A 1,617-nucleotide genomic window follows, 5' to 3' on the forward strand; every position below is an offset into this window, starting at 1 on the left:
ATTTCGTTTGATATAAACACAAAGACGAGAAGAATCAAAGCCGTTATTAAAATTCGTTTTATTATTTTCAGAAATCTATTTTTCATTCAGAGTTCAGTTTTTCTCAACTTACGCACAACGTGTTTGTATATGGTTTGTTGCGTGGTTTAAGCAACTAATTTAGTAAATAATTACCGACCAAGAAAGTCCGCGAGGACTTTCGTAAGTAGGCAAGAAGCCAGCAATAAATTATATACGGTGTTGCCAACCGTTATTTTTTTATTCGAATGTTATTTTATATGTCAAAGGTTCCATCTTAAATTCATTTTCATTTTCAAAATTCGGTTGTTTTATTCTCAATATTTTCGGTTTTTCAGAACTTAATTCAGAAACGCAGTATAAATAATAATTCGGATATTCTTTTGATTTTCTCAATTCATTTCGAGTTAGAAAAAAACTTTTGTTTGATTTATTTGTTGAAATAGCCTTAACCTCAATTTGTTTCTGTGTTCCATTAGTTTCAAATGAAATTATGTCAAAACCGAGTTTCGGATTATTTGCAACTGAACGAACTTTTTCCGCTAAATCTGGAAATTCTTGACTTAAAAATTCTATTTCGTTTTTTAAAACAATTTCTTCGGCTAAATCTCCGATTTCCATTTGCTTTTTAAGTTGTTCTATATAGTCAATTTCAGTTTCAGGCTCGACCAAAGTTTCCAAATCAACTGCTTTTCTCGGTTCGTAGTTTGGTAATTCAGGTTTTTTCTTTTCGACTGTTTTTGTGGTTTTAAACTTTACTTCAATCTTTTCTTTAGCTTTCTCAAATTGAAATCCATAAATCCATAAAAACGAATGAGCATCAAGTAATTCAATTCCGTTAAACTTTGTTTTGAGATAATTTTGAAATTGTTTTATAATTCCAACAAAATCTTGATAATTTTCCCAAGATGAATTATGGCTTGTTTTTAAATCTATATTTAAAGAACTAAAAATTAAATCAAATCTCGTTTGTGAAATTGGAAGATATTTTTGAGAATTTTTAATAAAGAATAAATATGCAATTAATTGATATGAAAATCCTAATTCAGAAAATTGGTCAAATGCTTTTTCGTCTTTAATTTTACTTTTAAAAAACTCAAAAAGTAATTTTTCGTTTTTTGGATTTGCTTTTAGTTTACTGAAATTATCCTTTTTTCTCCAATCAATTAAATTGTTTTGATGAGTTTCAAAATTATAAATGACATTTGTCTGAATTGAATCTTTTACTGCTTTTAAAATTCTACCATTTCCAATTTCATTCTCTTTCCAAGTTTTGGTTAAAAGACTGTTTTTTGCTTCTTCTAAAACTTTGTATTTGTAGTTTTCGTGTTCATTTATGAAACTATTTTTTCTAAATTCAACGAGTTCTTCATTCGTGTCTTTTTCCACAATATTTTTGAATTCAGTTAAAGCGTATTCAAAAGTTTTCTCGTTAATTTCAATCATTCAGAGCGTAATTTTTTAATGGTTGGCAACGTTTGCGTATATGAAATGTAGCGTATAATTAGCTAACTATCTTTCGTATTTGCTTTTACTTTATAAATAAACAAAAAAAAATGCTGATGTCAAATGCCTAGCTATTTTTTATATACGCTGTTG

At 27.6% G+C, this 1,617-nt stretch carries 1 protein-coding gene; it reads right to left on the reverse strand.

Annotated features, from left to right (window positions below; genetic code table 11):
- Nucleotides 1-258 precede the first annotated feature (258 nt).
- Nucleotides 259-1,464, reverse strand: coding sequence for a DUF3883 domain-containing protein (locus ACFSSB_RS15485; protein WP_379905941.1), 1,206 nt, complete (start codon nt 1,462-1,464; stop codon nt 259-261).
- Nucleotides 1,465-1,617 lie beyond the last annotated feature (153 nt).

The organism is Lacinutrix gracilariae, from assembly GCF_042684485.1.
Classification (GTDB): domain Bacteria; phylum Bacteroidota; class Bacteroidia; order Flavobacteriales; family Flavobacteriaceae; genus Oceanihabitans; species Oceanihabitans gracilariae.

Excerpts from the sequence above, each read along its gene's own strand:
- ACFSSB_RS15485 (WP_379905941.1), bottom strand. The coding sequence starts at position 1,464 with ATGATTGAAATTAACGAGAAAACTTTTGAATACGCTTTAACTGAATTC.